The 20,861-nt window shown below is 71.1% G+C and carries 20 protein-coding genes and 2 pseudogenes; 7 read left to right on the forward strand and 15 right to left on the reverse strand.

Going from position 1 to position 20,861, the window contains the following annotated elements:
* Positions 1 to 33: 33 nt before the first annotated feature.
* Positions 34 to 501, reverse strand: a complete 468-nt coding sequence (locus BLV72_RS41530; RefSeq protein ID WP_093468951.1) for a pyridoxamine 5'-phosphate oxidase family protein — start codon at positions 499 to 501, stop codon at positions 34 to 36.
* A gap of 57 nt (positions 502 to 558) precedes the next feature.
* Here BLV72_RS41530 and BLV72_RS41535 point away from each other — a divergent pair, with 57 nt between their 5' ends.
* Positions 559 to 1,263, forward strand: coding sequence for a cysteine hydrolase family protein (locus tag BLV72_RS41535; protein ID WP_093468953.1), 705 nt, complete (start codon positions 559 to 561; stop codon positions 1,261 to 1,263).
* Here BLV72_RS41535 and BLV72_RS41540 read toward each other — a convergent pair.
* Positions 1,229 to 1,723, reverse strand: coding sequence for a Rieske (2Fe-2S) protein (locus BLV72_RS41540; protein WP_093468954.1), 495 nt, complete (start codon positions 1,721 to 1,723; stop codon positions 1,229 to 1,231). The two genes, BLV72_RS41535 and BLV72_RS41540, sit on opposite strands and share 35 nt — an antisense overlap.
* Before the next feature lie 141 nt (positions 1,724 to 1,864).
* Between BLV72_RS41540 and BLV72_RS41545 the strand changes: the two are divergent.
* Positions 1,865 to 3,483 (forward strand): annotated as a pseudogene (locus BLV72_RS41545) (ATP-binding cassette domain-containing protein).
* Positions 3,484 to 3,547: 64 nt separating this feature from the next.
* On the opposite strand, the gene BLV72_RS41550 reads toward BLV72_RS41545, so the two are convergent.
* The 4 genes and pseudogenes from BLV72_RS41550 to BLV72_RS41565 all read right to left on the reverse strand — a co-directional run bounded on the left by BLV72_RS41550 (position 3,548) and on the right by BLV72_RS41565 (position 7,654).
* Entirely contained in the window at positions 3,548 to 4,705 is a 1,158-nt protein-coding gene (locus BLV72_RS41550) for a PP2C family protein-serine/threonine phosphatase (protein WP_244321265.1), read from the reverse strand.
* A gap of 382 nt (positions 4,706 to 5,087) precedes the next feature.
* A pseudogene (locus tag BLV72_RS41555) lies at positions 5,088 to 6,265 on the reverse strand (YbfB/YjiJ family MFS transporter).
* 175 nt (positions 6,266 to 6,440) lie between these two features.
* Complete coding sequence (locus tag BLV72_RS41560; RefSeq protein WP_093468958.1) at positions 6,441 to 6,821, reverse strand: nuclear transport factor 2 family protein; 381 nt, start codon at positions 6,819 to 6,821, stop codon at positions 6,441 to 6,443.
* A 119-nt stretch (positions 6,822 to 6,940) separates the two neighbouring features.
* Positions 6,941 to 7,654, reverse strand: a complete 714-nt coding sequence (locus BLV72_RS41565) for an SDR family NAD(P)-dependent oxidoreductase (protein ID WP_093468959.1) — start codon at positions 7,652 to 7,654, stop codon at positions 6,941 to 6,943.
* A 278-nt stretch (positions 7,655 to 7,932) separates the two neighbouring features.
* Here BLV72_RS41565 and BLV72_RS41570 point away from each other — a divergent pair, with 278 nt between their 5' ends.
* Complete coding sequence (locus BLV72_RS41570) at positions 7,933 to 8,856, forward strand: LysR family transcriptional regulator (RefSeq protein ID WP_093470839.1); 924 nt, start codon at positions 7,933 to 7,935, stop codon at positions 8,854 to 8,856.
* A 118-nt stretch (positions 8,857 to 8,974) separates the two neighbouring features.
* Here the strand turns inward: BLV72_RS41570 and BLV72_RS41575 are convergent, their stop codons facing one another.
* The 7 genes from BLV72_RS41575 to BLV72_RS41605 form a co-directional block, all read right to left on the reverse strand.
* Positions 8,975 to 9,790: a DUF899 domain-containing protein gene (locus tag BLV72_RS41575; RefSeq protein ID WP_093468961.1), complete on the reverse strand. Its 816-nt coding sequence runs from the start codon at positions 9,788 to 9,790 to the stop codon at positions 8,975 to 8,977.
* A 149-nt stretch (positions 9,791 to 9,939) separates the two neighbouring features.
* Positions 9,940 to 11,154 carry an RNA polymerase sigma factor gene (locus BLV72_RS41580; RefSeq protein WP_093468962.1) on the reverse strand — a complete coding sequence of 405 codons (1,215 nt, stop codon included), beginning with the start codon at positions 11,152 to 11,154 and terminating at the stop codon, positions 9,940 to 9,942.
* Positions 11,151 to 11,570: a YciI family protein gene (locus tag BLV72_RS41585; protein WP_093468964.1), complete on the reverse strand. Its 420-nt coding sequence runs from the start codon at positions 11,568 to 11,570 to the stop codon at positions 11,151 to 11,153. The genes BLV72_RS41580 and BLV72_RS41585 overlap by 4 nt, the downstream gene beginning before the upstream one ends.
* A 562-nt stretch (positions 11,571 to 12,132) precedes the next feature.
* Entirely contained in the window at positions 12,133 to 13,017 is an 885-nt protein-coding gene (locus BLV72_RS41590; RefSeq protein WP_093468966.1) for a sigma-70 family RNA polymerase sigma factor family protein, read from the reverse strand.
* A 34-nt stretch (positions 13,018 to 13,051) separates the two neighbouring features.
* Positions 13,052 to 13,375: a hypothetical protein gene (locus BLV72_RS41595; RefSeq protein WP_093468967.1), complete on the reverse strand. Its 324-nt coding sequence runs from the start codon at positions 13,373 to 13,375 to the stop codon at positions 13,052 to 13,054.
* Positions 13,376 to 13,616: 241 nt separating this feature from the next.
* Positions 13,617 to 14,363 (reverse strand): SDR family oxidoreductase, encoded by a 747-nt coding sequence (locus tag BLV72_RS41600; RefSeq protein ID WP_093468969.1) that lies wholly within the window; start codon positions 14,361 to 14,363, stop codon positions 13,617 to 13,619.
* A gap of 129 nt (positions 14,364 to 14,492) precedes the next feature.
* Positions 14,493 to 16,193, reverse strand: coding sequence for an L-aspartate oxidase (locus BLV72_RS41605; RefSeq protein WP_167746667.1), 1,701 nt, complete (start codon positions 16,191 to 16,193; stop codon positions 14,493 to 14,495).
* A 219-nt stretch (positions 16,194 to 16,412) separates the two neighbouring features.
* Between BLV72_RS41605 and BLV72_RS41610 the strand changes: the two genes are divergently transcribed.
* From BLV72_RS41610 to BLV72_RS41620, 3 genes are all read left to right on the forward strand, one after another.
* Positions 16,413 to 16,910: an Ohr family peroxiredoxin gene (locus BLV72_RS41610; RefSeq protein ID WP_093468972.1), complete on the forward strand. Its 498-nt coding sequence runs from the start codon at positions 16,413 to 16,415 to the stop codon at positions 16,908 to 16,910.
* A gap of 197 nt (positions 16,911 to 17,107) precedes the next feature.
* A complete protein-coding gene (locus BLV72_RS41615) occupies positions 17,108 to 18,115 on the forward strand; it encodes a sigma-70 family RNA polymerase sigma factor (RefSeq protein WP_093468973.1) in 1,008 nt (335 codons plus the stop codon).
* Between the two features lie 23 nt (positions 18,116 to 18,138).
* Complete coding sequence (locus BLV72_RS41620) at positions 18,139 to 18,612, forward strand: carboxymuconolactone decarboxylase family protein (RefSeq protein ID WP_093468975.1); 474 nt, start codon at positions 18,139 to 18,141, stop codon at positions 18,610 to 18,612.
* A gap of 131 nt (positions 18,613 to 18,743) precedes the next feature.
* On the opposite strand, the gene BLV72_RS41625 is transcribed toward BLV72_RS41620, so the two are convergent.
* Positions 18,744 to 19,622 carry an ABC transporter substrate-binding protein gene (locus BLV72_RS41625; protein ID WP_093468976.1) on the reverse strand — a complete coding sequence of 293 codons (879 nt, stop codon included), beginning with the start codon at positions 19,620 to 19,622 and terminating at the stop codon, positions 18,744 to 18,746.
* Positions 19,623 to 19,678: 56 nt separating this feature from the next.
* Positions 19,679 to 20,434 carry an SDR family NAD(P)-dependent oxidoreductase gene (locus BLV72_RS41630; protein WP_093468978.1) on the reverse strand — a complete coding sequence of 252 codons (756 nt, stop codon included), beginning with the start codon at positions 20,432 to 20,434 and terminating at the stop codon, positions 19,679 to 19,681.
* A gap of 142 nt (positions 20,435 to 20,576) precedes the next feature.
* On the opposite strand from BLV72_RS41630, the gene BLV72_RS49030 reads away from it, so the two are divergent.
* Positions 20,577 to 20,852, forward strand: a complete 276-nt coding sequence (locus tag BLV72_RS49030; protein WP_208906124.1) for a hypothetical protein — start codon at positions 20,577 to 20,579, stop codon at positions 20,850 to 20,852.
* Positions 20,853 to 20,861 lie beyond the last annotated feature (9 nt).

A 20,861-nucleotide genomic window follows, 5' to 3' on the forward strand; every position in this document is an offset into this window, starting at 1 on the left:
TGGCCGATCCGGAGCCTCCGCCCGGGGGCCGGGTCAGCCCTGCGGCATTTTGCGGAAGTCCCAGGAGCGGATCGCCTCGGGGTCCAGGCGCAGCCATGCGTGGCGCCCGTCGTGCGGCATGGCGTCCAGGCCGAAGTACTTCGCCGCGAACATCCGCTCCGGCGTGTCGAGTTCGGGGCACGACACGCCGGTGCGCGGCGCCTCGCCGATCAGGACCGCCTCGCCGGAGAGCTCCACCCCGCGCAGTTCGCCGTAGTCCTGCCCGTCGTCGACCACCACCGCGATCCGCGGATCGCGGCGCACCTCGGCCCAGCGGCGGCTGCGGGTCAGGGAGTACAGCCACAGGGCGGCGCCGTCCCAGCAGAACCACAGCGGGCTGACATGCGGCCGCCCGTCCGCGGCCACGGTCGCCACCCGGCAGGTGCGCTGTTCGGCGAGGAAGGCGTCCAGCTCGTCCTGGGCCATCATGATGCGGCGTCCCCGCCGCTGGGTGACGGTCATCCGACCCTGTACCTCCCGGTAACTGGATGTGCGGCACAGGATGATGGCTCTTCCTTGATGACGCAAGGGACGCTACTCTCCGGCGCCGTGACCCCGAGCCCCCGCGAAGACCTGGTGGAATTGCTCCGGCCGGAAGGCTGCGCCCTGCTCACCGTCGAATGCCAGCGCGGTGTGGTGGGCCCGGACAGCGCGCTGCCCGAACTGGCCACCGTGGCCCAGGAGTCCGGTGCGCTCGGGCGTGTCGCCCAGCTGGTGGCGGCCGCCCACGACACGGGCGTCCAGGTGCTGCACGCGGTGGCCGAGCGGCGCGCCGACGGACGCGGCGCGAACCGCAACGCTCCCCTGTTCCGGGCCGTCGAGCGGCTGCCGGTCCGGCAGCTCACCGGAAGCGCGGCGGTGGAGATCGCCGAACCGGTTCCGGTGGCCGCCGAGGACCTGGTCGTACGGCGGCTGCACGGCCTCTCGCCGATCGCCGGGACCGAGGTGGACGCGCTGCTGCGCAATCTCGGCTGCCGCACGCTGGTCATCACCGGCGTGTCGGCCAATGTGGCGATCCCGGCCGCCGTCTTCGACGCCGTCAACCTCGGCTACACGGCCGTGGTGCCCGAGGACGCGATCGCCGGGGTGCCCGCCTCGTACACCCCGGCGATGGTCCGCCACACCCTCGCCCTCGTGGCCGCCGTCACCACGGCCGACGAGGTGGTCGCCTGCTGGCGGAGGACGGCCGTCACGCCATCCAGATCGAGCTTCCCTGCACCTTGATCTGCGCGCCCGGCAGCGGCTTCTGCGCCGGTCCGCCCTTCACGCTGCCGTCGGTGATGTCGAACTTGCTCTGGTGGCACGGGCAGTTGATGGTGCCGCCGGTCACATCGCCGACCGAGCAGCCCTGGTGCGTACAGATCGACGAGAACGCCTTGAACTCGCCCGCCTTGGGCTGGGTCACCACGACCTTGTGGTCCTTGAAGACCATGCCGCCGCCCTCCGGGATCTGGGAGGTCTTGGCCAGTTCCATGCCGTCCCCGCCGGCCGACTGGCCGCCCTCCGCGCTCTGCGACGGCTGCGAACCCCCGGCGTCCTGGGCGCTGCCCGCGCTGCCGCTGTCCGAATCGCCGCTGTCGTCCTTGCCGCATGCGGCAAGCGTGGCGGCCAGCCCGGCCACTCCCGCCGCGGTGACGACGGCGCGGCGGGTGGTGCCCTGCCCGTTGATTGCCGACTGCGTCATGGTGGTGCCTCCTGATCAGGGGACGTTTCTCTCCCATACGGATGGCGGGGCCCCCGCGTTCAGCCATCTGCGGGCGTCCTCGGGCCCGGTTTGGGAAATCGCTTTGCCGACGGGGCGGCCGGGCCGTGAGAATGCCGGACCATGGGACATCTGGAGGCCGCGCACCTCGCCTTTTTCCTGCCCGACGGACGGCTGCTGCTGGGCGATGTGTCCTTCCGCGTCGCGGAGGGCACGGTGGCCGCCCTGGTTGGGCCCAACGGGGCGGGCAAGACCACGCTGTTGCGGCTGGTCTCCGGCGAGGTGGAGCCGCACGGCGGCACGGTCACGGTCAGCGGCTCGCTCGGGGTGATGCCGCAGTTCATCGGCTCCGTGCGCGATGAGCGGACGGTGCGCGACCTGCTGGTGTCGGTGGCCCAGCCCCGGGTCCGCGAGGCCGCCCGCGCGGTCGACGAGGCCGAGCTGGCGATCATGGAGCGGGACGACGAGGCCGCCCAGATGGGCTACGCCCAGAGCCTGAGCGACTGGGCCGAGGCGCGTGGCTACGAGGCCGAGACGGTATGGGACATGTGCACCACGGCGGCGCTCGGAGTGCCGTACGAACGGGCCCAGTGGCGCCAGGTGCGTACCCTCAGCGGCGGCGAGCAGAAGCGGCTGGTGCTGGAGGCGCTGCTGCGCGGGCCCGACGATGTGCTGCTGCTGGACGAGCCGGACAACTACCTCGATGTGCCGGGCAAGCAGTGGCTGGAGGAGCGGCTGCGCGAGACCCGTAAGACGGTGCTGTTCATCAGCCACGACCGGGAACTGCTGGCCCGCGCGGCCGACCGGATCGTCAGCGTCGAGCCGAGCCCGGCGGGCAGCGATGTGTGGGTGCACGGCGCCGGTTTCGCCACCTACCACGACGCCCGCGAGGAGCGGTTCGAGCGCTTCGAGGAGCTCCGGCGGCGCTGGGACGAGAAACGTGCCCAGCTCAAACGGCTGGTGCTGGACATGCAGCGGTACGCCGCCCGCAGCGACGAGATGGCCTCCCGCTACCAGGCCGCCAAGACCCGGCTGCGGAAGTTCGAGGAGGCCGGGCCGCCACCGGAGCCCCCGCGCAAACAGGACATCACCATGCGGCTCGCGGGCGGGCGCACCGGGGTGCGGGCGCTGACCTGCCGGGCGCTGGAGCTGGAGGGGCTGATGCGCCCGTTCGACCTGGAGGTCTTCTACGGTGAGCGGGTGGCCGTCCTGGGGTCCAACGGCTCGGGCAAGTCCCACTTCCTGCGGCTCCTGGCGGGCCAGAGCGTCGACCACCGGGGGAGTGGAAGCTGGGCGCGCGGGTCGTGCCCGGTCACTTCGCCCAGACCCACGCCCATCCGGAGCTCTTCGGGCGCACGCTGGTCGACATCCTGTGGACCGAGCACGCCCGGGACCGGGGCCGCGCGATGAGCGCGCTACGGCGCTATGAGCTCGACCGCCAGGGCGACCAGACCTTCGACCGGCTCTCGGGCGGTCAGCAGGCCCGGTTCCAGATCCTGCTGCTCGAACTGGCCGGGACGACCGCGCTGCTGCTGGACGAGCCCACGGACAACCTGGACCTGGAGTCGGCCGAAGCGCTGCAGGACGGGCTCGGCGCCTATGACGGGACGGTGCTGGCGGTCACCCATGACCGCTGGTTCGCGCGGTCCTTCGACCGTTTCCTGGTCTTCGGTTCGGACGGTGTCGTCCGCGAGACGGCGGAGCCGGTCTGGGACGAGCGCCGCGTCGACCGGGTCCGCTAGCCGGGCGGTCCGCCGGCCGGGCGCCGTTCCGCCGGGTCCGCACGATGGGCCGGAACGCCGCGGATCAACGGTGAGCGCCGTTGACCGGCACCATCTTCTTCAGCTGCTGGACCGGGTGGAGGGCGGGCGAGCGCTGGATGACCACCATGGCGGCGTCGTCCCCCAGCCGCCCGCCGACATGGTCCAGCAGATCGCGGCGGAGGTGGTGCAGCAGCCCTTCGGGACCGGAGCACCTCCACTGCCCGACCCGTTGGGCCAGCGGATAGAAGGACCCGTCGGGGGCGCGGGCCTCGATCACCCCGTCCGTGTAGAGCAGCAGCGTGTCGCCGTCCTCGAAGGCGAAGGTGTCGGGCGGGCCGGCGGTGCTCGAGCCGTGCGGGAGTCCGCACATGCTGCCCAGCGGCGGGGCGGGCTGGGCCGCCGACAGGGTGGTCACCTCGCCCCGCTCGTGCAGCAGCAGGGGTGGCGGATGCCCGCAGTTGGCCATGTACGCCACGGTGTCCTCGTCCGGGATGTCGACCAGCAGGGCGGTGATGAAGTGCTCACTGAGCTCCGCCTCCGCGGCCGGCGGCTCGGCGGCACCGCCGCCCTCGCCGTGCGCGATGGTGGTGTGCTCGGCCAGATGCCGGCAGACGCTGCGCTCCAGCACATCGGCGAGCTCCAGCAGGCCGGGGCTGAAATGGGCGGCCTCCCGGAAGGCGCCCATCAGCACCGACGCGTCGCTGATGGAGGTCAGCCCCTTGCCCCGGACATCCCCGATGATCATCCGGGTGGAGTTCTTGACCCGGGTCGCCGCGTACAGGTCCCCGCCGATCTGCGCCTCGTCCTCGGCCGCCATGTACAGCGAGGCGACCCGCAGCGGGCCGAGCCGGTGCGGCAACGGCCGCAGGACGACCCGCTGTGTGGCCTCGGACACCGACCGCACCCGGGCCAGCTCACGGTGGCGCCGCCGCTGTTCCTGGGCGTAGGCCACGATGAGCAGCGAGATCACCGCGACGGCCGCGATCTGCACCTGGTGATTGACGGTGAAGCCACCGCGCAGCGCCGCGATGACCACTTGGGCGGCCACCGCCAGCGCGCCGATCAGCGCGGTGACCCGGGGCCCGGCGAACGACGGGGTGAGGGCCGGGGCGACCACCAGCAGGGGGCCGAGGTGGACCTGGGTCGGGGTCAGCAGGTCCACACAGGTGATCACCAGAATCAGCCCGACGGGGATCGCCACCAAGGCGTGTCCCGGTTGCCATGGCCTCATCAGATCCGTCAGCCGCCGACAAAGCCCCATGTCTTCCACTGTGCACCCGCCGATCCCTCTTCCGAGAGACGGCCTTCAGGAGGACGAGGAGCTGAGCGATGAGCCCGTGCTCTCGACCCCGGAGGCGGTGCGGGGCATCCGCAAGGCCGCCGCAGGCGAGCCACCTGCTCATGCGGGTCCAGTCTTCCGGCGAACTCATCGACGGTGCCGAGCAATTCGGAGAACGTCGTATCCGTCATACGAACGTGGACAGCACGGGGTACGGACATCGAGACGGCTTGGTCCGGCGGGCCGGGGTGCTTGGATCCGGATGACGGGCGTGCCGTCCACGACGGCGGGCCTTCTGCGGAGGTCAGTCCGCCTGCGCCCGCGCGGTGTCGACGGCCGTGGGCTGCCCGCCCGGTGCGGGTTCCGAGCGCGCGACCGGGTGGCCGGGCGTGGGCATGTGGTGGGGGAAACCGATCCGGAGCAGGGCTGCCGCGCCGGCGGCCGCGAGGACGACGACGGCCGCGAGGATCAGGGCCTGGTGGTACCCGTGGCGCAGCAGCGGGGTGGCGACCAGCGGGCCGAGGATCTGGCCCACCGAGTATCCGGCCGTCAGCAGGGCGACCGCGCGCGGGAAGCGCAGATGCGCACCGGTCGCGAGCGCGAGCGTGCTGACGCCGATGAACGTGGCGCCGAAGAGCACCGCGGAGAGCAGCGCGGCGGCGACGCCACCGATCAGCGCGGGCAGGGCGATGCCGACGGCCTGGACGGCCAGGGCGGCCAGCAGGAGGCCCGGGCGGGACCAGCGCCGGCCCAGCCCCGCCCACAGCGCGGAGGACGGGATGGCCGCCAGGCCGACCAGCACCCAGGCACCACTGCCGATCCAGCCGGGCGAACTCTGCTCGATCGCGGCCACCAGGAAGGTGCCCGCGATGATGTAGCCGATGCCCTCCAGCGTGTAGGACGCGAGAAGCGCGGTGAACCACCGATGGGTGCCCGCGGTCGCCCGCCGCTTCGCTCCGGGCGTGGCGGACGCCGGCGGGGGCGCGGGTTCCGGCCGCAGGAACCATGCCGGAACGGCGAGCAGCGCGGTCAGCGCGGCGGAGGCCCACCACGCGGCCTGCCAGTCGGCGATGGTGCGCAGGGCGAGGACGAGCAGCCCGGACAGGGCGATACCGGCCCCGACTCCGCCGAAGGCCCACCCGGGCAAGTGCGCGGGATGGTCGCGCAGATGGCTGAGCAGGGAGCTGGCGGCGATGACGAAGATCAGCGCACTGGCCACGCCCGCACACAGCCGGAGCACCAGCCATACACCGGGGAGTGGGTCAAGGGCATCGCGGCCAGGGACACCGCCAGCACCACCAGGCAACCCCGCAGCACGGCCGGGGAACGCACCAGCCGGGGCAGGAAGGTTCCGGCGAGCGCGCCGATCAGATAGCCGACGTAGTTGGCGGTGGCGAGATTCGCCCCCGTCGCGGCGGACAGCCCGGCCTGAGCGTGCATCAGGGGAAGAATAGGGGTGTAGACGAAACGGCCCACACCCATGCCCGCTCCCAGCGCGGCGGCGGCCTGTACGACATGGCCCCAGGGTGAGTGACGTCCGCCTCGGGAGTCGGTGATGTGCTGCTGCATGGCCCCAGGCTGCGCCCGCCACCAGGGCGAATGCCAGGATCGGCTTCCTCCCTGCTGGTAGGCCCAGCCTCTTACGGGCACCGCCGCCTCAGTGATCAGCGACGATCCGGGAGACGTGGTACTGACGGATCCGCCAACCGCCATCCTCGCGCTGCAGGACCAGCGACAGATGCACCGCGGCCTCCCAGCCCGTCGGATCCCGGAAGGTGACGTCGGCGAAGCCACCGGCCACGTGTTCGCCGATCCGGTAGCCCTGGACGTTCCCCAGATGGGCCCTGCGGTAGTCCGGAACGGCCGCGTAGTAGCCGCGCACCGCGTCCCGGCCGGAGATTGTCCCGGGCCCGAACCCCTGGAAGAGGGCGTCGGGTGTGAACAGGTCGGCCATCACGTCCGTCTGGTGGCCGTCGAAAGCGGCCTGCCAGCGGCTCAGCACCTCGTGCAGGGGGTCGTCCAGCGCATCAGTACTCATGGTGTCAGCTCCAACAGGGGGGTGAGGCGTCGCCCACCTGCCGGGGAGCCGACGCCTGAGGATCACGGTCCGAGAGGGGGTGCCCGGGCGGCGGGTGCGGCGCCCGGGCGGTGGGTGCGTCAGTGGCCGGCGCTCTGGCCGCCGTCGACATGGAGGATCTCGCCGGTGACGAAGGGGGCGTGCTCCAGGTAGGTGACGGCGTCGACGATGTCGCTGATCTCTCCCATCCGGCCGACCGGGTGGAGGGCGGCGAGGGTGTCGTGGTACTCCGCCGGGTGCATCGGCGTCTTGATGATGCCCAGCGACACGGCGTTGCTGCGCACCCCGCGGGTCGCGTATTCGATGGCCAGGGCCTTGGTCGCCGACTGGAGTCCGCCCTTGGTCAGGGAGGCCAGTACGGAGGCGACGGCGGAGTGGGCGTGGTCGACCAGGCTGGTGGTGATCTGGACGACGTGCCCGCCGCCCTGACGGAGCATCTGCTCGACCGCGAGCTGGGTGATGCGGAAGAACCCGCTCAGGTTGACGCCGGTGACCGTGTCGTAGTCCTGCTGCGTGTACTCCGTGAACGGCTTGGCGACGAAGATGCCGGCGTTGTTGACCAGCGTGTCGATGCGGCCGAAGCGCTCTGTCGCGGCGCCGGCCACCCGCTCCGCGGTGGCGGGGTCGGCGATGTCGCCCTGGACGGTGAGGACCTGCGGATCCGATGAGGGAGCGATCCCGCGCGAGGTCGCGACGACGGCGTAGCCGAGCTTCCGGTAGGCCTCGACCAGGCCCGCGCCGATGCCCTGGGAGGCGCCGGTGATGATGGCGACCTTCTGGTCAGGAGTGCTCATGGTGACTGTCTCCAGTGGGGGTTGTCCGGACCGGTGTTCATGACCGGCTCTCCCTGAACATAGACGACCGGTCGACAAAAGGCGAAGAAGGGCGAGGACCCCCCGCCTGCCCCGGCACCGCTGTGACCTGCGGTGGGAGGCAGCGCCTACCAGATGGGAGGAAGCCGGTCACACGGACGCCTCCGATACGAGACCGCCCCGCTCGCGCGTCGGGGCCACTGAGCGGGAGTCCACGGGGGGCGAGGGCGGGAGGGGCCGGGGCCCCGGCCGCGGGTAGCATTGCGGGCGTGGAACTGCGCCAGTTGCGGTATTTCGTCGCTGTAGCCGAGGAGCTGAACTTCGGCCGGGCCGCGGAGCGGCTCCTGATCGCCGGCCCCTCCCTCTCCCAGCAGATCAAGTCGCTGGAACGGGATCTCGGCGTCCGCCTCTTCGACCGCGACCGTCGTTCGGTGGCCCTCACTCCGGCCGGTGCGGCCCTGCTCCCGCACACCCGGGCCCTGCTCGAGCGCGCTGACGACCTCCGCAACCGCGCCGCCAGGATCGCGGGCTCGGCACCGGTCCGGCTCGGCTACGTCAACTGGCTGCCCGCGGACGTGACCGCCCGTGCCTCGTCCGTGGCGCGCCTGCACATCGACGCATGGGTCGCACCCTCCCACGCCCAGGCCGCCCGTGTCGCGGACGGCGGCCTCGACCTCGCGGTGTGCTGGATCCGCAACGACGACCTGGAGAAGCTCGGACTCAGCGCCAGACTGATCGGCGCGGAGCGGCTCTACGCCGTCTCGGCCGGGCAGGACACCGGCGAGGTCCGCGCCCAGGACACCGTCGCTCTGCTGGACGACGACACCACCACATGGCTGTCCTGGAATGACTACGCGAGGCGACTGGCCGAAGAGACCGGCGTCCCGGTGGAGCGCATCACGGACGGCGGCATCACCGGTCCCGTGTTCTTCGACCATGTGCGGCGGAGCGCGCGGCCGATCCTCAACTCGCCCAAGGGCCAGACCACTTCGCTGCCGCCCGATCTGGCCGCACGCCCCGTGGCCGGGCCGAAGCTCTACTGGACCTGGTCTCTCGTCTGGCGCCGGGACGAACTCCGCCCGGCCGTACTGAGTACCGTGGACGCCCTGACGGAAGGCGTCGGCGACTTCGGCATCCACGCGCCGGACGCATGGCTCCCCGACGGGGATCCGTACAAGCGGTAGACCGGGTCGGGCCCTGGGGGAGTGGCAAGCCCGGGCGGCCCGTCTCCCACCAGGGGCCGCCCACCGGCCGAGCGCGCGGGCGTCTCACGCCCGTGCCGATGCCGTCGGCGAAGGCGTGTCAGCAGTGATGGCCCTGCCGGCCGAGGGTCTCCACGGGGGTCGCGCCGGGGCGGGTCCACTGCGGCACGGGGCGGCCGGTCGGGCCCCAGGTGGCGTTCCCGTCCGCGTCCGTGCGCCAGTACCAGCAGATCGGCGCGCCGTGCCCGCCGACCGGCGCACCGGCCTGCGGGGCCTCGGGCCAGCCCTCGGGGTCGTCCTCCCACGCCTCGCGGCGCCCGTAGGGCGTCATGTCGAGCAGGCCGAGGGACCCGTTGGCCGACTCATTGCCACGGGCGGTCGTGGAGTAGGTGAGGAACACGCGGTCGCCGTCGCGCAGGAAGCAGGTGAGGTACCCCATGTCCCCGCCGACCGGCGCCTCCACGTCGCGCACCGAGTACCAGGGCTGGGTGTAGCCCATGAAGTCGACGAAGGAGGCCACCTCGTCCCACCGGCCCGTGGTCACGATGGCGAACGAGACGCCGCGGGCGTTGAGGTACACGGCGTCCTTCAGGTGCCAGGCCGTGGTGGTGCAGCCCTCGCACTGTCCCTGGTGCGGCGCGCCGTCGTACCACATGTGCTTGTAGACCACGAGCTCGTCGCGGCCCTGGAACAGGTCCAGGAACGGGATCGGGCCGTCCGGTCCGACGACCTCGACCGTCCCGTCGAACTCCACCATCGGCAGCCGGCGGCGGGCCGCGGCGATGGCGTCGCCCTCGCGGGTGTGGGCCTTCTCGCGGACCAGCAGCTCGTCACGGGCGGCCTGCCAGGTGGCCAGGTCGACGATGGGCGGGCGGCCGGGCAGCGCGGTGGTCGGGTCGTCCGGTGCGGTCGTCATGGTGTCCTCCGAGGTGTCTCGTACCGGGCAGCGTCGTACGGCGTCCTACGACGGTCACCAGAACAGACTCGCGTCCCGCCCGGAACTCATCGCGGCACCGCGCGCACTCGGCCGAGCCCGCACGGAGCCGGGCCGCCCGGCGCGACGCGTCAGCCACGCCGTCGGGTGTTGAGCCGGGCGGCCTGGCGGGTCAGATAGTCGCGCTCGGCGAGGTTGGGTGCCTGGTGGGCCGCCTCGGCGTACAGCCGTGCCGCCGTCGCCAGGTCGCCGTCGCGTTCGTGGAGGTACGCCGCCACCGCGGTGCGGCGGGGCACGGGGTGTCCCTTGCCCGAAGAGGTCGGGGACGCGTCGTTCAGCTCCGCGAGCGCCGCCAGGCCGGCCCGCGGGCCGTCGGCCTCGCCGACGGCCACCGCGCGATTGAGCCGGACGACCGGGCTGTCGGTCAGGCGCACGAGCTCGTCGTACCACTCCAGGATCTGCACCCAGTCGGTCTCCTCGACGGTGGGCGCGTCGGCGTGGAGTGCCGCGATGGCGGCCTGGGCCTGGAACTCGCCCAGCCGGTCGCGGGCGAGGGCCGCCTGCAGGATCACCACCCCCTCGGCGATCGACGCGGTGTCCCACCGGCCGCGGTCCTGCTCGGCGAGCGGCACCAGACTGCCGTCCCGCGCGGTGCGGGTGGCGCGCCGGGCGTGGTGGAGCAGCATGAGGGCCAGCAACCCCGCCACTTCGGGATGGTCGATCTGGGCGGCGAGCTGCCGGGTGAGCCGGATGGCCTCGGCGGAGAGGTCGACGTCGCCGGAGTAGCCCTCGTTGAAGACCAGGTAGAGGACGCGCAGCACGGTGGCGACGTCGCCGGGCTGGTCGAATCGCACATCGGAGACGGTGCGCTTGGCCCGGCTGATGCGCTGCGCCATGGTCGCCTCGGGCACCAGGTAGGCCTCGGCGATCTGGCGGGTGGTCAGCCCGCCCACGGCGCGCAGGGTGAGCGCGACCGCGGACGACGGCGTCAGCGACGGGTGGGCGCACAGGAAGTAGAGCTGGAGCGTGTCGTCCACCGCGGGCGCGGGCCCGGGCGCCGGCTCCTCGTCGACACGGTCCTCACGCCGGCGGCGGGCGGCATCCGAGCGGGTGGCGTCGAGGAACTTGCGCCAGGCCACGGTGACCAGCCAGCCCTTCGCATCCCGAATGGGGTCTCCCCTGCCCGAGCGCAGCCGAGAGCTTGGGGAAGGGTCGGCCGGCCAGCCGCGGACCGCCTCGACCAGTGCGTCCTGTACGGCGTCCTCGGCCGCCGCGAAGTCGGCTCCGCGGCGGACGAGGACGGCGAGCACGCTCGGCGTGAGGCTCCGGATCAGGGCCTCGTTCATCGATGAGGGCACTCGGTGGTGTTGGGCGACTCGGCCAGGAACGGGCGCAGCTCGAGCCACTCGTGGATCGGCTTGCCACCCGCCCCCGGGGCGGCCGACAGCTCCCCGGCCAGCTCGACGGCGCGCTCGTAGCTGTCGACGTCGATCACCATCCAGCCCGCGATGAGGTCCTTGGTCTCGGCGAACGGGCCGTCGGTGACCGGCGGGCGCCCCTCACCGTCGTACCGCACCCATGTCCCCTCGGGGGCGAGTGCCTGGCCGCCGACGAACTCGCCGGTCCCCTCCAGCCGCGCCGCGAAGTCGTTCATGTACTGCAGGTGCGCGGAGACCTCTTCCGGCGCCCACTGGTCCATGGGCACGTCGTTGACCGCGGCCGGAGCGCCACGGTAGTGCTTGAGCAGCAAGTACTTGGCCATCGTGTTTCTCCTCGGTGCTGATGCGACCCATTGTGGTCGCGTTCACCTCCGGGACGGAGCAGGTCGCGGGTTCTCGACATCGCCGGCCGAACTTTTTTTGGCGCCCGTGGACGAGCGCGGGTGAGCCGTCCTCCTGGCCCCGCCGCCCGCGAGCCGTCGGCGGACCGCCCTGCCTTCAGCGGCACCTGGCACAGACGGGCGAACTACCCGGTCCATGTGATGTGAAGAGCCCCACGGTGAGCGCTGCCGCGGAGAGGCTGTGCCGCGGGGTGGCCAACCTCCTCGCCGTGGAGGCCGCCGTCGGTGTGAGGCACCACGTCTCCCTGTCCGTGGTGGGTGTGGAGCGGTTGCGGGAGGAAGGGTACTTCCGGGCCCCGCACGCCCAGGAAGAGCTGATCAGGCGGTCTCCCATGCCGTATTCGATCACCCGCACGACCCAGCTCTTCGAGTCCGTCGGTGATATCGCCGATGCCGCCACGGAAGACTGGATCATCTGGCTGGCACCCGCCCAGATCCAGCCGGTGTCCTGCGCCGACGTCGCGACGTCGGCGTTCACAGGTGATCAGGACAGGGGGCGAGGGGGCCGATTCCAGGAGCGCAGTTTCTCGGGGTTGAGGACGACCCAGACCTGTGCGACGCGGTGGTCGGTGACATCGAGACTGATGACGGCGGCGACCTGGCGGCCGTAGCGGGCGACGAGGCCGGTGCGCCCGTTGACGGAGTGGGTGGTCAGCGTGGTGCGCGGGCGGTGGGCCAGGAGGGTCAGCAGGCTGTGGGCGACCCGTCGGCTGCCGTGTGCGGGCCTGATCAGCGTCCGGACCTTGCCACCGCCGTCGAAGAACGCCGTGGCGTCCGGACACAGCAGCGACGCGAGCAGGTCGGCGTCCTCGCTCGCACAGGCCCGGCGGACGGCGCGGGCGAGGGCATCGTGCTCTTCCGGCGTCGTGGGGTGTGAGCGCCGCATCCGGAGGCAGTGGCGGGCCCGGTCGGCGAGTTCGGCGCACTTTGGCCCGGTGCGCCCCACGATGTCGGCGACCGTATCGGGGGCCATGCCGAAGGCGTCATGGAGCACGAACACCGCCCGTTCGGGTGGCGGCAGTGAGTCCAGCGCGTTCAGCAGAACCTGGCTGACCTCCGCCACCAGCCTCGCCGGTGCCCCCTCGGTGTCTCCGGTCTCCGTGCGGTGATCCTCCGTCCGGCCGGTCATACCCCGGTCGGGGTGGGTGAGCCGGTTCAGACAGATGCCCCCCGCGGTCTTCGCGAGCCAGGACCGGGCCGCGGTGATCTGCCGGCGCTCCGCGTCGGACAGCCCGTACCACCGGCGGTAGGTCTCATCGACGACGTTCTCCGCCTCACGGGGGCCGCCCAGCATCCAGTAGGCGACGTCCAGCAGATACCGGCGTTCGTCGAGCAGCTCCGCGATCGGCACCGCGTCAGCGTGCTCCATACGGCAACCTCCCTAACGGGTCAGAAGGAACGGGTCAGAAGGAACGGGTCAGGCTGAAGGAGCCGAGAGCGTCCCGAAGGATCTGCTGGACCTGGATCTGATCGGCTTCGGCCTGGACCCCGCTCCGGGCCACCCGGTCCGGGTCACGTTCGGCACACCGCAGGGCCCGGCACACCGCGTGAGACGAATCGCAGGCCCCGTCCACCACGTAGTACAGCCAGAACCGCTGGAAGTCGGCGGTGTGGAACTGCAGGCCCACCAGCCACTTGCCATGAAGTCCGAGGCCGGAGCCGCAGGAAAGACGGTCGACCTCCGCAGCAACACGCCCGCCGCGATCAGAGTCCGTATGGTGCCGCATGCTGTGTCATCTCCATTCCGACTCGGGCGATCGCGCCGGTGGCGCGGCCTGCCGTCGAGGTACGGGTACGGGTGAGACGATTCGCTGTCCTACCTGCGTGACCAGATGGCACTGCGACGTGTGACACCTGGACCGGTAGCGCGGCACCTTTTTGCCACTCTTCCGCCGGGCAGGAGAAGGCGCCCGTGGCGGGGGACGACCGGTCCCTTCCGCCGACGGGCGCCGTGCGGCCGCCCGCGGGCTAGCGCTGCTGCACCAGCCAATCGTTGAACTTGGTCTCGGTGATCTCCGCGTCTGGACCCGGCAGCAGCGAGGTCTCCTGCAGCTCGACATCGAAGTACTTCGCGCCCGGGTCCGCGACAACCTGGCGGGGGTCGTTCTTGGCGGCGAGCATGTCGCGGATGAGCTGGTCGAGCTCGAACTCATCGGGGCCCGCGACCTCCACCACGTCGTTGGTCGGGGTACCGAGCGCGGCGCGGTCCACGGCCGTGGCCAAGTCGTCGGAGTAGATGGGCCGGATCTTGACGTGGGCCAGATGAACGGTGTCGCCCTCGGTCGCCGCGTCCGTCAGCCTGTTCATGAACTCGAAGAACTGGGTGGCATGGACGATGGAGTACGGGATCCCGGACGCCTTGATCAGGTCCTCCTGGACCTGCTTGGCCCGGAAGTAGCCACTGTCCTGGAGCCGGTCGGTGCCGACCACGGACAGCACCACATGGTGCGCCACACCGGCCTGGGCCTCCGCCTCCAGGAGGTTGGTGGTGGAGGTGCGGAAGAAGTCCATCACGGCCTCGTCCTCGAACGAGGGGGAGTTGGACACGTCGACCACGACCGACGCGCCCTCCAGAACCTCGGCCAGACCCTCGCCGGTCAGCGTGTTGACCCCGGTGTTGGGGGCCGCCGCGACCGCCTCGTGCCCGTGTGCGTTGAGCTTGCCGACCAGCTTCGAGCCGATGAGCCCCGTTCCACCGATCACTACGATCTTCATAACGGATTCCTCTCTCGGTTTCATGGCGCGGGGCGCTCCTGCGATGAGCTCCTCGCGGGCGCCGAAGCGGCGCCCCCGGTCTGTGTTTCGCAGCGTTGTTCGCAGTGGTATTCGCGGTGTTGTACGAGGTCATTCGACGAGCTTTCCCTCGGATGAGACCTCCTCCATCAGCGCGGAGATCTCGTCCGGTGCGGCCGGGATGCTCTCGTGGGTGATACCGGTCGTGGGGGACCACACGAGGTTGACCCGCAGAGCGGGGTCGAGGTCGGGGTAGTCGCCGCGGTTGTGGCAGCCGCGGGTCTCGCGCCGCTCCAGCGCCGCTTCGAGGGTGGCCCGGGCCGACAGGGCGGCGGACTTGAGATCGAAGGCGTGCGCGAGGTCCTGGAAGCCGGCGATGTCCGGGTGCACGCCGACGTCCTGCATCCTCTTCTCGATCAGCGCGAGCTCCACCAGCCCGGCGCGCAGCCCTTCCTCGTCGCGTACGACTCCCGCATGCTCGGTCATGGTGTTGCGGATGGCGCGCTGCAGGGCGCGGACATTCTCCCGTCCGTCGGCCGCGAGAAGATCGTCGATCTCCGCGCGGGCCGCCGCGATGGCCGAGGCGGACCGTGGCTGCGCGGTCAGGGACGCCGAGTAGGCGGCGGCCGCCTGGCCCGTGATACGGCCGAAGACCAGCAGTTCGATGAGGCTGTTCCCGCCGAGGCGGTTGGCGCCGTGCAGCCCGCTGGACGCCTCACCGATGGCGTACAGACCGCGGACCTCGGTGCTGTGGTCCTCGGGACGCACCCACACCCCGCCCATCGAGTAGTGCGCCGTGGGCGCGATCTCGATCGGATCGCGGGTGATGTCCAGCATCTGGAGGTCCAGCAGGGTCTGATAGACGCGGGGGAGCCTCGTCATGATCGTGTGCCGTGGCAGATGGGAGACGTCGAGCCACACTCCGCCGTTGGGAGTCCCGCGCCCTTCCTTGATCTCCGTGTAGGAGGCCAGGGCCACGCGATCGCGGGTGGACAGCTCCATGCGCGCCGGGTCGTAGCGGGTCATGAACCGTTCCCCGAGCGCGTTGCGCAGCGTGCCGCCCTCACCCCGTGCGGCCTCGCTGACGAGGGTGCCGGCCGCGTTCTCCGGCTCGATGATCCCGGAGGGATGGAACTGCACCAGCTCCGGGTCGCGCAGCCGGGCTCCGGCCTCCACGGCCAGGCGGAAGGAGTCGCCCGTGTTCTCGTCGCGCCGTGAGGAGGTGCGCCGCCAGATACGGGTATGGCCACCCGCCGCCAGAATGACGGCGTCGGCATGGATCAGATAGCGCGTTCCATGCGTGAGGTCGAAGCCGTACGCGCCGAAAACGGCCCCGTCATGGACCAGGAGCCGGGTGATGTAGACGCCGTCGAGCACGGGGATGTCGAGCTGCTCCGCGCGTCTGATGAGAGTGCGCTGGATCTCCAGGCCGGTGTAGTCGCCGGCGAAGGCGGTGCGCCGGAATTTGTGCGCGCCGAAGAAGCGCTGGGAGATCCGTCCGTCCTCTTCCCTGGCGAAGTCCACGCCGTAGCGTTCCAGGTCGTCGATTCCCCGGGCGGCGCCCTGGGTGACGATCTGGACCGTGCGGGGATCGGCCAGCAGATAGCTCTCTTTGAGCGTGTCGGCGGCGTGCTGCTGCCAGCTGTCCTGGGGATCCATGGTGCCGAGGGCCGCGTTGATCCCTCCGGCGGCGAGGGCGGTATGGGCGTCCTCCTTGGGGCGCTTGCCGACCGCGAGGACGTCGACACCGGCCTCGGCCAGTTCGATCGCCGCCCGCAGCCCGGCCCCTCCGGTGCCGATCACCAGCACCATGGTGGAAAGACGTCGTTCGGTGATAGCCACGGTCTGCTCCGATCGTCGAGGGGTTGACACTCACTACGACCAGACCGTCCCAGGATATGTGACACCTTTCGCTCCCGCCGGTCCCGTGACGGGTGGCGCTTGACCAGGGACTGTCACAACACGCGTGGCTCGCCGGTCAACCAGGTGTTCGCGCCCGGCCGTATGCCGCAACGTCGACGGAGTGACGCAATGACCGAGCAGATCCGGTTGCCCCAGCTGTCCACCGACCATGACTTCGACGGAGAGTCCTTCGCCCCGATCTACACGACGACCGTGACGGTGAGCGGTGGGATGGCGCGTCATGGGCGGGCTTCGGGGAGAGCCCGGTCGGCCGACGGAGTCCTGGATCTCCCTCTGCGCATGCCCGCGGAGCTGGGAGGAGACGGTCAGGGGACGAATCCCGAGCAGTTGTTCGCCGCCGGCCTCGCCGCCTGTTTTCACGGGGCGCTGAGCCTGGTGGCACGACAGGCCGCGCTCGACCCCGCCGCGATCTCCGTGGCGGCGTCCGTGGCCTTTGGGCGGGACCCGGAAGACGGTGGCTACGTATTGCGCGTCGACCTCTCCGTCATGTGGCCGGGCATCGATCCCGCCGTCGGCGCCCCGCTCCTGGAGCGGGCCGGTGCATTGAGCCCCTACGCGAAGATGGCGCGGCAGGGAACGGCGACCACCATCACGCTGGCTTCGTAGCGGGCCACATCGGCCGGCTGTACGGGGCGGGCGGTACGGAAAGCGACGGCCTGCCGCGCTGGGTGATGGCGGTGTGCGCGAAGCGGCAACCCGGCTCGAATCACTCGTTTATGCGATGCGATGCAGGACCGTCCCGATCCAGTGTGGCCAGGTGGGAACGCACACGCCTTACTACTCAGAGGTATGACCGCAGGATCATGGATCTCGAACCGCGTCCCCCGGCAGGGGACCTTGAAGAGGCCGTCTCTGTCTTCGTGCGGCACCGGGGGCGGCTGTTCGGCATCGCCTACCGCGTGCTCGGCAGCGTGGTCGAGGCCGAGGACGTGGTCCAGGAGGTGTGGCTGCGCTGGCAGAAGACGGACCGCTCCGCGGTGGTGAGCCCGGTGGCCTTCCTCTCGAGCACCACGACCCGGTTGGCCATCAACGTGGCGCAATCGGCGCGTGTGCGCCGGGAGACCTACATCGGGCCGTGGCTGCCCGAGCCCATCGACACCAGCGCGGATCCGGAGGTGGGCGCGCAGCGCGCGGAGGCACTGGAGCTGGCCCTGCTGCTGGTGCTGGAGAAGCTGAGCCCCGTCGAGCGCGCCGCGTATGTGCTGCGTGAGGCGTTCGACTACGGCTATCCCGAGATCGCCGACATGCTGCACATCAGCCCCGTCTACGTGCGGAAGATCGTCAGCCGTGCCCGCAAGCATCTGTCGGACGAGCAGCGGGAGAGCGTGGACACGGCGGAGCACCGGCGCCTGCTGAACGCCTTCGTCTCCGCGGCTCGAACCGGCGACGTGGCGTCGCTGGAGGCCCTTCTCGCCCCCGATGCCACCAGCCTGTCCGACGGCAACGGTCTGCGGGCCTGCGCGCGTATCCCGGTGCTGGGCCCTGCGCGTATCGCCAAACTGGCGACCTATCCGCGGCTCTGGCGGGACGCGGAGCCCAGGTTGGTCGAGGCCAACGGCCTTACGGGCGCGGTGTGTTACCGCGATGGCGAGCCCGCGACGTTCCTGACGGTAGCCGCCTCGAAGGTCGGCATCCACAAGGTGATGTGGGTGTTCACCCCGAGCAAGATCGCCTCATTCCTCGCTTCGCGCTCCCGCTGCGCGACCGCCTCCGGTCGCCCGGACGGTACGGCGACGACACGGCCGCGGAGACCCACCTCACACGGCCATGGGTGTCACACCTCGCCGGGCTGCCCGGTCATGAGTGCGTAACGGCAATTCTGCTAGGAGGACCCATGGATCCCCGTATCCATTACTACGGCAATGGCCTCGCGGCCAAGGCGATGAAGGGCTTCGCCTCGGTCAGCAAGGTGCTGGCGGACTCGACGCTGCCGCACACCATTCAGAGCCTGGTGGAGATCCGCGCCAGCCAGATCAACGGCTGTGGCTTCTGCACCGACATGCACACCAAGGAAGCGGCCCACGCCGGCGAGACCTCGATACGGCTCAACCTGGTCGCCGCCTGGCGGGAGGCGACGCTCTTCACCGAGGCCGAGCGTGCCGCACTGGAGCTGGCCGAGCAGGGCACCCGGGTCGCGGACGCGGCCGGTGGGGTCACGGACGAGGCCTGGGCGAACGCCGCCAAGCACTTCGACGAGGACCAGCTCGCCGCGCTGATCACTCTTATCGCCATCATCAACTGCTACAACCGCATCAACATCATCAACCAGCAGCCGGCCGGCGATTACAAGGTCGGCCAGTTCGGCTGAGCCGGGGCGTCCGCCTTATCTCCGCGGCGGAATCGATCCTCCGCCGCACACCGCCATGGCATCTGGCCATGGCGGTGTGCGGCGTGTCCCCGAAGATCCGTTCGCCGCGGAAGGGCCGACGGCCGCGGCTCCTAGGGTGTGGTGGCCGCGGCGCGGTAGAACTCGGCCGCGGTGACGGTGGCCGGGACACCGAGTTCGGCGGCGACCGCGGTGATCGCGGTGGCGCCGATGGACAGGTCGGCTTGGCCGTCGGTGGTGAAATACGGCGCGATGAAGCTCTCGTAGTGGGCTCGGGCTTCCTCCGCGGTCTGTCCGCCGAGGAACGTCCGCATGTGCCGCACCGTGGTGTCGGGGTCCTCGCGGATCACCTTCAGTGCGCGCCGGTGGGCTCGTACGACGGCCTGGACCGCGGGGTCGTCCGGTGACGTGTGGGTGGGGTCGACGGCCACGCCGACGGTGGGGATCTGGAAGTGGTCGCCGACCCAGGCCAGCACCTGCCAGCCGTGCTCGGCGGCTACCGCCTCCGGTGCCATGGTGCTGCCGACGTAGGCGGCGTCGATGCTGCCGTCGTGCAGCGCCCGCAGGTCCAGACCGTAGTCGCCGGGCGGGCGGACGACGGTCTGGAGGTCGCGGTCGGGGTCGAGGCCGGCCTGGCGCAGCACGATCCGGGCGAAGCACCCGGGCGCGGTGTGGGGGGCGTGTACCGCCAGCCGCCTGCCGGCCAGGTCGGCCAGGGAGGACAGACCGGGGCGGGCCAGGAACCAGAACAGCGGGCGGTGGGTGTTGACGTTGAGCGCGACCCAGGGCGTGCCGTCGGTCAGGCGGGACAGCAGCGCCCGGCCGAGCCCGATGGTGGCGCCGCGGCGCAACCGCCCTTCGTCCCAGGTGCAGCCGTCGCGCAACGCGACATGGACCCCCTCATCGGCGCAGTAGTCCTGCTGGTCGGCGATGTAGGCGGCCAGTTCCTCGTGCAGGCCCCGCCCGACGTAGGCGAGATCGATGGTGTGCATGAACGCCTTTCCTTGATCGTGTCACCGCCATGCGGCGGCGCGTGCCGCGGGCGCGGTCAGTACATGGACATTCCGCCATTGACCGCGGCCGTGGTGCCGGTCATGAAGGCGTTGTCCTCGCCGGTGTAGAAGGCGACCGCCTGAGCGACGTCGGCCGGATGTGCCAGGCGGCCCAGCGGGGTGGCGGCCACCTGCCGCCGCTTGTGCGCATCGTCGAACACATCCGCCATGCGGGTGTCCTCCACCGGACCGGGTGCGACGATGTTGACCGTGATGCCCTGCGGGCCCAACTCCTGGGCGAGGTACCGGGCGAACTGCTCCAGGGCGGCCTTGGAGGTGCCCAGCGCGATCATGCCCTCCCGGGGCCTGCGGCTGAGGCCGGTGCTGAGATAGACGATGCGTCCCCAGCCCTGATCGGTCATGGCGGGCAGGACGGCTTTGGTGACCGCGAACGCCGCACGCATCTCGGCGTCGAGCTTGCCGCCCAGTTCCTCCCACGTCATGTCGTGGAACGACTTCACCGCATACGGGATGAGCGCGTTGTGCACGAGCACGTCAATGCCGCCCCATGCCGCCTGGACCCGCTCGACCATGCTCTCGATGGCGGCCACCTCGCGCACATCGGCCCGCACGGCCATGGCCCGGCCGCCCGATGCCTCGATGTCGGCCACGACCTCCTCGGCCGCCGTTTCGCTGCGGAGGTAGTTGACCACCACGCGCATCCCTCGCGCGGCCAGAAGACGCGCGGTGGCCGCTCCGATTCCGCTGCTGGCTCCGGTCACCAATGCCACCCTGCCGGTCGCCTCGGTCATGAACCCTCCTTCTCGTCGCGGTCCGTCGGGGCACCACCCGGGGTCGTTCCTCGCCGGTGCCAGGGGCTGCTGAGCGGATCGCCCCATGCAGGACGGTGTCGACGGTCGCCCGCAGCAGATCGCCCGCGGTCCAGTCGAGTTCATGCGGCAATCGCGAGGTGAGCAGCCGTTCCAGCGCGCCGCGGGTGATCTCACTCAGCAGCTCGGGCGGCGTCGCCAGCAGTCCCCGCCGGTGCCCGTCCCGGAACAGCTCGTCGAGCCGCCGGTAGATCACCGCGTCCACCCGCTGCTCCACGTACTGGCGCAGCATCGCGTCGCCCCGCCCGGTCGCGAGCTGGGCCGCTCCGATCCGGGCGAGCTCCGTGCCCGCCGCGATCACGAACCGCTGTACCCGCACCTCGAACGGCTGCCCCGGTGAGTCCTCGGC

It is taken from the genome of Streptomyces melanosporofaciens (assembly GCF_900105695.1).
GTDB classification, from domain to species: Bacteria; Actinomycetota; Actinomycetes; order Streptomycetales; family Streptomycetaceae; genus Streptomyces; species Streptomyces antimycoticus.

What these genes read in the sequence shown, in the direction of transcription:
- BLV72_RS41605 (WP_167746667.1), bottom strand. Translation starts at nt 16,193, where the DNA reads ATGGTGCTGGTGATCGGCACCGGAGGGGCCGGGCTGCGGGCGGCGATC.
- BLV72_RS41610 (WP_093468972.1), top strand. Translation starts at nt 16,413, where the DNA reads ATGACCGAGCAGATCCGGTTGCCCCAGCTGTCCACCGACCATGACTTC.
- BLV72_RS41595 (WP_093468967.1), bottom strand. Translation starts at nt 13,375, where the DNA reads ATGCGGCACCATACGGACTCTGATCGCGGCGGGCGTGTTGCTGCGGAG.
- BLV72_RS41620 (WP_093468975.1), top strand. Translation starts at nt 18,139, where the DNA reads ATGGATCCCCGTATCCATTACTACGGCAATGGCCTCGCGGCCAAGGCG.
- BLV72_RS41535 (WP_093468953.1), top strand. Translation starts at nt 559, where the DNA reads ATGACGCAAGGGACGCTACTCTCCGGCGCCGTGACCCCGAGCCCCCGC.
- BLV72_RS41565 (WP_093468959.1), bottom strand. Translation starts at nt 7,654, where the DNA reads ATGAGCACTCCTGACCAGAAGGTCGCCATCATCACCGGCGCCTCCCAG.
- BLV72_RS41585 (WP_093468964.1), bottom strand. Translation starts at nt 11,570, where the DNA reads ATGGCCAAGTACTTGCTGCTCAAGCACTACCGTGGCGCTCCGGCCGCG.
- BLV72_RS41630 (WP_093468978.1), bottom strand. Translation starts at nt 20,434, where the DNA reads ATGACCGAGGCGACCGGCAGGGTGGCATTGGTGACCGGAGCCAGCAGC.
- BLV72_RS41625 (WP_093468976.1), bottom strand. Translation starts at nt 19,622, where the DNA reads ATGCACACCATCGATCTCGCCTACGTCGGGCGGGGCCTGCACGAGGAA.
- BLV72_RS41580 (WP_093468962.1), bottom strand. Translation starts at nt 11,154, where the DNA reads ATGAACGAGGCCCTGATCCGGAGCCTCACGCCGAGCGTGCTCGCCGTC.
- BLV72_RS49030 (WP_208906124.1), top strand. Translation starts at nt 20,577, where the DNA reads ATGCGGCAATCGCGAGGTGAGCAGCCGTTCCAGCGCGCCGCGGGTGAT.
- BLV72_RS41530 (WP_093468951.1), bottom strand. Translation starts at nt 501, where the DNA reads ATGACCGTCACCCAGCGGCGGGGACGCCGCATCATGATGGCCCAGGAC.
- BLV72_RS41590 (WP_093468966.1), bottom strand. Translation starts at nt 13,017, where the DNA reads ATGGAGCACGCTGACGCGGTGCCGATCGCGGAGCTGCTCGACGAACGC.
- BLV72_RS41575 (WP_093468961.1), bottom strand. Translation starts at nt 9,790, where the DNA reads ATGACGACCGCACCGGACGACCCGACCACCGCGCTGCCCGGCCGCCCG.
- BLV72_RS41540 (WP_093468954.1), bottom strand. Translation starts at nt 1,723, where the DNA reads ATGACGCAGTCGGCAATCAACGGGCAGGGCACCACCCGCCGCGCCGTC.
- BLV72_RS41560 (WP_093468958.1), bottom strand. Translation starts at nt 6,821, where the DNA reads ATGAGTACTGATGCGCTGGACGACCCCCTGCACGAGGTGCTGAGCCGC.
- BLV72_RS41600 (WP_093468969.1), bottom strand. Translation starts at nt 14,363, where the DNA reads ATGAAGATCGTAGTGATCGGTGGAACGGGGCTCATCGGCTCGAAGCTG.
- BLV72_RS41615 (WP_093468973.1), top strand. Translation starts at nt 17,108, where the DNA reads ATGGATCTCGAACCGCGTCCCCCGGCAGGGGACCTTGAAGAGGCCGTC.